Genomic DNA, 7,783 nt, shown 5'->3' on the forward strand with positions numbered 1-7,783 from the left:
TTCTGATTTTTCCCATAAAAAAACCCCTCCATAGTAAACAGTATCAGCCTTTGCTTTTTCCTGTCTACTATAAGGGGATAATATCATAAGTGTCTGGCCTCACGTGCATTTCACAATATATAGTCCATTGGCTCAATGTTATCTCCTCTATATTGTGCTGTGGGGTCTGAAACTTTGCTTTTGGGTCAGCCTCTTACTGAAATAACGCAAAATCCCGATACGTTTCGATAATATCTTTATAACGAGATTTAGAAACGACACGGATTCCTTTTTTCAGCTGTTCATGCTGATGGCTCTCTAATTTTTTTATATCGATCTGAAAAAACGATTGAATCACCCGCGATGATTCATTCGGTTTTCCTTCAAAGATGGAAAGCGTACCATCTTTCGTTAAACCGAAATATCCATTCGCTTTTGAAAGCGGGGAAATATCGTTGACTGGCTTTTGAAATACAATTTGTTCGTCATCCATGTCAACCAACTGCCAGCCTTTATATTTTTTCCATATGTCTTTCATGGAAACAACTGTTTCTTCCGTTATTTCCTCGCTCACTTCACCATCTAAATAAATTCGTTCTAAAATGACATTCATTTTGACTTCGTTAGACTCTTTCGCAAAAGCATTTGTTCCTCCTGCCAATATGAACAGGACAACAGCAATCATTCGAAACATTCGTTTCATGAACCTTCACCTCTCTCAAGGCAAAATCTATTCCCTTTCTATTTTCACCAACGAGAGGAGTTTTATCCAATTTTTATTTAATAATTGGCCATTCCTTTCCTTCAGCCCAATCCAAAATAAAAGTTTTTTGGCGCGGGTTCAAATTTTTCGGAAGGCTATCTTTCGCAAAAAAGCGATGTTCTCTGCTTTCGGCACCCATTTGCTTTAACGTTCCTTCATAGCTCAACGCTTTAAATATGATTTGCACGCTATACACTTTAATCTCCATTCGGATATGTGACAAAACAAGTTTCACCAGAGTAGATTCCGAATAACTGAATCTCTTTTACCTGTAATCCGGTCTCCTCTAGCACTTCCCGTTTCGCTGTTTCTTCAAATGTTTCTCCAATTTCCATCACTCCACCGGAAACACACTAGTTATCTTCATCCGTTCGATGTTATAACAGTATTTTTTCATTTTTTCAATGATAACTCCGCACCCGACTGTGATGAGCATTTCATGTCCGATTCATTTTCTCATTGAAGTTATGTAATTTATAAATTTCCTCACCGGCCTATAAAAAATTCATTTAATGAAAACTCTATTCTTCACCTTCATTCATAGTTCCTTCTCCATCCAAGATGTACATACAAAACACATTTACTACATTTTTGAATAAAAAAATCACTTATTACTTCAAAAATATTACATATATGTAATATAATAAATATTTTTTTGGGGCTAGTCTCCTTTTTTGTTTTTCCATATACTAATTTTATAGTATTTTCATACGGAGGTTACAACATGAAAAAATTCATACCGCTTACAATTGCAGCATCAATTACTTTCGCAACGCTTCCTGCATCCGCGTTTGCCCTTAGCACAGCTGATTCGTCATTTCAAAACTACTTAAACGAGATTGGCATGACTCAAGCAGAACTAGAGGAATATTTAAGCTACGACGGCTACACGTTAGATGATTTCCAAAACGTAGAGGAGCTTCGTGCTGAATTAGGAGATTTATTGACTGAAGAAAATCTGCAAACTTTATTAATAGATTATGATTTAACAGAAGAAGAATTAAAAGAGATGCTTGTGGAATATGGTGAGCTTGAACCAAACGAAGAAATCACCGATGCTTTCAAGTTCTATAACGATTTAGAAGAATACGTGGACTTCATGCTGTCAGAAGATGGAACACCTATTACAGAAGAAACATTATCCGAGTTTTTACAAGAACAAGATATGACAAAAGAACAATTAATCGAATTGCTTGAAAACCACGGTGAATCACTAGAGGATTACACTTATATTGAAGACTTGGCCGCATCGGTAGAGTATTACAACAGCTTAACTCCGATTACGGAAGAAACTTTAAAAGAGTTTCTTGACACTATCGGACTCAGCCGTCAGCAATTAGAACAGCTGCTTGCAGAAAATGATGATTCTCTAGAAAACTACACAACGGTAGAAGAATTGTCTATGTCGGTTATGTTTTATATGATGCCTGATTTTGACGAACTTGGTTTAACAGATAACGAAATTGAAAATCTCTTAAATCATTTCTTTACGCTTAATGTCGAAGATCCACAGTTTGTAAGTGAGTTAGAAAAACTAGGGGAACGCCTCGAAACAATCAGTTTATACAATTTTGACGGAGTAAATGACCTATCACCGGCACAAGTGACAGAAATCGCCGATGTGATGCACGATATGCTTGATTTGTTCGAGCTCGATGTTAAATTTTATTTGATGAAAGACGGCAAGAAGACACCGTTAAGCTTCGCTTCCCTTTTAAAAATGGAATCAACAAACGGATATGATTTGTTTATAGAAATTTACAATAAACAAGGGGATTTGCTTGCTGATATGACTTTAACAGCGGAAATGTTCGACTCTGATTTATTTGAAGAGGTCAGTGAAGATCTAGAAAAGTCAAGCAAAATTGTAAAACTTGAAAAAATAAGCAAACCAGTAAAAAGCACGATAAAAGGTGGAAAACTGCCGAAAACAGCTTCACCATATATGCAAAACATGATAATTGGAGTTGTTTTGGCAGCTGCCGGAGCTTTCTTATTCCGAACTAGAAAAATATTTGGTGAGAAATGATGGCAAAAAAGCGCACTATTTATTTTTTCAGCCTCGGTTTGATTCTATTCGGCATACTTTTCGCCGCAATCAACGGATATAAATATGTAAAAGGCTATACATCGGTCCAGTCCATATCGGAAGAAACAAAAGCAAAACATACAAAAACACAAAAATCTGACTTAACACTCTATCCAAGAATACCGAAAGTCGGGGAAAACATCGGACAGTTAGTGATTCCAAAGCTACATGCTGTCTTGCCGATTTATCACGGCACTAACGAAGAAGAGCTGGAAAAAGGGGTCGGTCATTACGCTGGAAGCGTGTTGCCAGGTGAACAAGATAACTGCGTCTTATCTGGACACCGTGACACTGTATTTCGAAGGCTTGGTGAAGTAGGAAAAGGTGATTTGTTGATTGTCAAAACAGCGGCAGGAGAATTTACGTATAAAGTGCGTAAAGTACGAATTGTCGATGCCGATAACAGAACGGTCATTGTTCCGAAACCAAAAGCAACCTTAACCGTATCGACTTGCTATCCTTTTAACTTTATCGGTTCAGCTCCGCAAAGGTATGTATTAGTAGCTGATTTAATAGAAAACAAAAAATAAATCATCTCACTTCAAAACATCATCCCTTACGTACATACGTGAGGGATGTTTTTTATTCCCTATTATAATTAGAACAAATTCATTTAATACGCCGCTTACTTCCCATGTCTCTTCAAAGCTTCCTTCAATTCTTCCCACTGCTGATCCTCCATAATCCCCAATTTTTTCATCACTAAACAATATTGACAAATTTTTTTATACAAGCGTGCTTTCATTTCCATCACTCCGTGTGGATTTATTTATCATTATATTCACCTTCATCAAAAAAATTTACTTAAATAAATTCTTTTGGTTAAAGCAAAACCTATCACTTACAATAATAAAAATTCAATTCATTCCCAATGGTTAATCTCTGTTATATGAGCTAAATAAAAACCACTGTCTATTGAGACTCACCCAAAAATAAAGTGTCCGTCCCCACAACACACAACACAATATATAGAACATAACATGAGGATCAATGAACTATATATTGTGACATGCACGTGAGGTCAGACACTTATGGGCTAGCTCCAGAACAATGGTTTTATAAGGAATTTATATCAATTCTATCATAGATCATAGCTTAGACGTTTTATTCAATAGATGATTCATCCAAGTTATGGTATACTTCCTGAACGTCATCATCGTCTTCAAGCATGTCGATAAGTCTAAGCATTTTTGTTAAGTCATCACCTGTTAACGTTGTATATGTTTGCGGTACCATGGTGATTTCCGCTGTAACAAAGGAAAACCCGTTTTCTGCTAACTTGTTTTTCACTTCCTCGAAGTTTTCAGGAGCGGTATAAATTTCAAACGATTCATCTGTTGTTTCCATTTCCTCAGCACCTGCTTCAATCACCTGCAAAAGCATGTCGTCTTCATCGATGTCGAACTCTTCGCGTGAGATGATAAGAAGTCCTTTACGGTCAAACAAGTAAGAGACACAGCCTGTTTCTCCTAAGTTTCCACCGTTTTTTGAAAAAGCAACCCGTACGTTAGAAGCGGTGCGGTTTTTGTTATCCGTTAAGCATGTCACCATTACAGCGACACCGCCCGGACCATATCCTTCATATTTAATTTCTTCGTAGTTGGTATGCTCCTGGTTGCCTGTTGCCTTTTTAATCGCACGCTCAATGTTTTCGTTCGGCATGTTCGCTGCTTTTGCTTTTTCTATAACGAGACGCAGGCTCGGGTTTGTACTCGGATCACCACCGCCCATTTTGGCCGCTACATATATCTCTTTCGCTAATTTCATAAAAAGTTTACCACGCTTAGCATCTTGTGCATTTTTCCGACGTTGAATATTCTTCCACTTAGAATGTCCAGCCATTCTAAATTTCCCCTCTCATCAAACGAAATTTCCGATACTACTATATCAAAAAAACGAAAAACGGTAAAATGAAGTTTTTACATATCAAAAAATAAGAAAAGGGCTGACCCATAAGTGTCTGATCTCACACGTAACTCATAATATATAGTGTTTTTATCCATTGTTATGGCCTATATATTATGGTTGTAGAGTCTGACACTTGCTTTTGGTTCAGCCTCTTTTCTTCCTCTTGCTACCTACGATTTAACGGACGCTCGATAATTTCTCCGTTATTAAAAATGGTTTGTAAATCACGTTCCATTTCGTCGAATGGCCGGCCGTAGCGCAAATTATTGTCTATGACACGCACACGTTGATACATACTCGGATTCGAAACGATGCGCACCTTTTTATTTTTCGTGTATGGGGCAATCGCTTGTTTTACCTTATTCTCAAGGCTCTGCGTATCTCTGCTGCTTGTATCAACCGCTACTAATACGCTGTCACGATATACAAGTGCACGTGCATCAGCAATATCTTCTACCTTAGCAGCCCGCAACGCGATTTTTTCTGCCAACTCACCGTTATATCGATTGTAATAAGAAGAACGGGTTTTGGCATTCATGTTGTTTAAATGACCGTGATAATTGATGTCAGTACGTTTGAAGTGGTTATCGCGTTCAAAAAATGTGCGGTCACTCTCAGCATAAGGAACAGTCGGATTCGTCATCTCACGACGATTTACATCCGTTCTTCGATTCACCGCTCCTCTGTCTAAAAATTCCGTAACTGGACCATCATTATCGTTCATAATGAAAGCATTCCCATTATTTTCACGGTTGTTTTCATTTGTATCGTATCCAATTGGACGAGCATTGTCATTATAACGGGCATCAAGCGCCCCTTCATAACTGCCGCATGCTGCAAGTCCACCCGCTAAACAAAGTACGCCGACTGCCATGATCCCTTTTCTCAATAGAAAAACCCCCTTATTTGCCTTCGACGCAAGGCTGACATTTGGTCAACCTCACTTTTAGCATGGCAAATAAACAGGGGTTTATGGCTGTTAGTTATCGGTAGAAATAAACTTCTCTTGCCTATACTACTTCTAATCGAATCTGGAATATTTTAGCCCACCGACAAGCGGGAGACTTCTTTCGGAATCACGTTAAAATTTAGGTGGAGCCGCAGCAAGACGGCGCTTATGGTGGGAGCGATTATGTAACCGTTCAATAATTTGACGGTCTTTCTCAGGAATTTCTTCTCCCTTCAAGTATTTATCAATCATCTCATAGGTTGTACCCATTTCATTTTCATCTGTTTGTCCTTCCCAAAGTCCTGCGCTTGGCGCTTTTGTAATAATTTCGTCAGGAACACCGAGAATACGCGCCATTTCACGAACTTCGCCTTTTGTAAAATGAACAAGCGGAACTAAATCAACGCCGCCATCACCATATTTTGTAAAATAACCTGTATGCCATTCTGCCGCATTATCCGTTCCGACAACAAGGTATCCATAATTATTGGCAACTGCATATAATGTTGTCATACGAAGACGCGCACGCGTGTTCGCATCTCCAAGTTTTGCTACTTTTTCATTCCATTCGCCTTTTTCTTTTAATTGACGCTCAATTTCACCAAAAAGCGTATGGTGCGTTTCTGTTAAATCAATGACATAATAATCGATTCCACAACTTTCAACCACTTTCAAAGCGTCTTCTTTATCTTTCGGATTGCTTTTACAAGGCATAATAAGCCCTAACGAATTATTTGGAAAAGCGCGCTTAATAAGATGGGCTACCACCGCCGAATCAATACCGCCGCTAATACCGACAATCGCTCCATTTAATCCTGCTTCTTTAACTTGCTCACGCAGCCATTCAATTAACTTTTCAATTTTTTGCTCCATCGTCTAACACCCTTTCTCCAAAAATCACATATATGTTATCTTACCATATGATAAATTTCTTCGACAAACTGTTTACGGCTTTCAAATTGTGAATTCGTATACTCGCTTGCTCTTATTAAACAGCGTGGTTCAGATAAATATTTTGTCATTGCCACATTCCATTCACGCAAAAGATCTGCAGGAAACATAAGTGCGCTTAAAAACCATTTTTTCTTCAGCTGTTCGTTCATTTGTGGCAGTTTTTTCAATTCGGCAAATGACCATTCTAAGAACGGCAAAATTCGATGGGCATACTGCAAATAATCAATGCTTTTTGGTGCGACAGCGATTAAATCATAATCAATTAAATAAAGCTTCTCATCATCTGTCCGTAAAAAATTATGGGAAGCAACGTCACCGTGAATAATCGAGTTGGTTTCATCAGTGAATGAATGGTAAAAACGGGTTAAATTTTTTAAGGAAAGATTGGCTGAGTATAAGATAAACTCGATTTCTTCTGCATGTATTTTTTGTCTTATCAAAGGCAAAAAATAAAGAAATCTTTCATAACGTTGAAGCCATTTAGTGTAAAGCTCATAACGTGGCAAATGCAGGTACAAAAACGGATGATGTAATAATCGCCCCGAATAATGATGATACTGTTCAAGCAAGTTCAATCCATCGCTTCGGTCTTTCGAAGAAGTAAAACGAAATGGAATTTGTGACGAGATATAGTCTTGTAAAACCCAATAAAAATAATGAAAGTGAATCATTCCACTGCTTAGTGTGTTCGTTCTTAAGCAAGGAACAGCTTGAAACTCTATTTGTTTTAGCGACTTCATAAATATAATTTGCAATGCTGCCTGTTTGAAAGAAGAATATCCTTTTAATACATATATCCTCTCAGTCGTATAAATAAGCCAGACATTCCGTTTAATGAAAGTAACTTTTTCGACTTTAAATCCATATTCTTTTTTTAGAAGAAAAAAGAGACGATAGTAATGATCGTCTCTCATTTCATTAGTTCTCATACTCACTGCTTTCTCCGTCCTCCCGCATCATAAAAAACGGCGAACTTGATTCTGGATAATATGGAGATAATGATTGCTGTCCTGGGAAAGTTCCCGGTGCTGGTTGTATCGGTATGGCTCCTTGCTGTCCTGGGAAAGTTCCTGGTATTGGCTGCATCGGCATAGCTCCTTGCTGTCCTGGGAAAGTTCCTGGTATTGGCTGCATCGGTAGC

Annotated in this window: 11 protein-coding genes; 2 read left to right on the forward strand and 9 right to left on the reverse strand. The window is 38.0% G+C overall.

The features are described 5' to 3' along the window. Positions 1 to 193: 193 nt before the first annotated feature. From HNQ85_RS08970 to HNQ85_RS17950, 3 genes are all read right to left on the reverse strand, one after another. The gene (locus tag HNQ85_RS08970; protein WP_409994127.1) at positions 194 to 592 is read right to left on the reverse strand and encodes a BofC C-terminal domain-containing protein; all 399 of its coding nucleotides are present in this window, start codon (positions 590 to 592) and stop codon (positions 194 to 196) included. Between the two features lie 163 nt (positions 593 to 755). Then, the gene (locus HNQ85_RS17945) at positions 756 to 965 is read right to left on the reverse strand and encodes an NUDIX hydrolase (RefSeq protein ID WP_343046502.1); all 210 of its coding nucleotides are present in this window, start codon (positions 963 to 965) and stop codon (positions 756 to 758) included. Beyond that, positions 940 to 1,077 (reverse strand): NUDIX domain-containing protein, encoded by a 138-nt coding sequence (locus HNQ85_RS17950; RefSeq protein WP_343046503.1) that lies wholly within the window; start codon positions 1,075 to 1,077, stop codon positions 940 to 942. The genes HNQ85_RS17945 and HNQ85_RS17950 overlap by 26 nt, the downstream gene beginning before the upstream one ends. A gap of 389 nt (positions 1,078 to 1,466) precedes the next feature. Here HNQ85_RS17950 and HNQ85_RS08980 point away from each other — a divergent pair, with 389 nt between their 5' ends. After that, positions 1,467 to 2,771 (forward strand): processed acidic surface protein, encoded by a 1,305-nt coding sequence (locus HNQ85_RS08980; protein WP_181537418.1) that lies wholly within the window; start codon positions 1,467 to 1,469, stop codon positions 2,769 to 2,771. Then, a complete protein-coding gene (locus HNQ85_RS08985) occupies positions 2,771 to 3,361 on the forward strand; it encodes a class D sortase (protein WP_181537419.1) in 591 nt (196 codons plus the stop codon). Before HNQ85_RS08980 ends, HNQ85_RS08985 begins: the two co-directional genes overlap by 1 nt. A gap of 6 nt (positions 3,362 to 3,367) precedes the next feature. Here HNQ85_RS08985 and HNQ85_RS17830 read toward each other — a convergent pair whose 3' ends face one another. From HNQ85_RS17830 to HNQ85_RS09010, 6 genes are all read right to left on the reverse strand, one after another. After that, positions 3,368 to 3,499: a hypothetical protein gene (locus tag HNQ85_RS17830; protein WP_281363446.1), complete on the reverse strand. Its 132-nt coding sequence runs from the start codon at positions 3,497 to 3,499 to the stop codon at positions 3,368 to 3,370. Between the two features lie 436 nt (positions 3,500 to 3,935). After that, the gene (locus HNQ85_RS08990) at positions 3,936 to 4,673 is read right to left on the reverse strand and encodes a YebC/PmpR family DNA-binding transcriptional regulator (protein ID WP_181537420.1); all 738 of its coding nucleotides are present in this window, start codon (positions 4,671 to 4,673) and stop codon (positions 3,936 to 3,938) included. Between the two features lie 232 nt (positions 4,674 to 4,905). Then, a complete protein-coding gene (locus HNQ85_RS08995) occupies positions 4,906 to 5,628 on the reverse strand; it encodes a YhcN/YlaJ family sporulation lipoprotein (RefSeq protein WP_181537421.1) in 723 nt (240 codons plus the stop codon). Positions 5,629 to 5,820: 192 nt separating this feature from the next. Further along, positions 5,821 to 6,561: an NAD(+) synthase gene (gene nadE / locus HNQ85_RS09000; RefSeq protein ID WP_181537422.1), complete on the reverse strand. Its 741-nt coding sequence runs from the start codon at positions 6,559 to 6,561 to the stop codon at positions 5,821 to 5,823. A 35-nt stretch (positions 6,562 to 6,596) separates the two neighbouring features. Then, on the reverse strand, positions 6,597 to 7,577 hold the full coding sequence (locus HNQ85_RS09005; RefSeq protein WP_220129171.1) for an aminoglycoside phosphotransferase: 981 nt from the start codon (positions 7,575 to 7,577) through the stop codon (positions 6,597 to 6,599). Next, the coding region (locus HNQ85_RS09010) for a hypothetical protein (RefSeq protein ID WP_220129172.1) at positions 7,561 to 7,783 on the reverse strand (223 nt) is incomplete at its 5' end. The genes HNQ85_RS09010 and HNQ85_RS09005, both read right to left, overlap by 17 nt.

Source organism: [Anoxybacillus] calidus (assembly GCF_013760845.1).
GTDB lineage: Bacteria > Bacillota > Bacilli > Bacillales > Anoxybacillaceae > Paranoxybacillus > Paranoxybacillus calidus.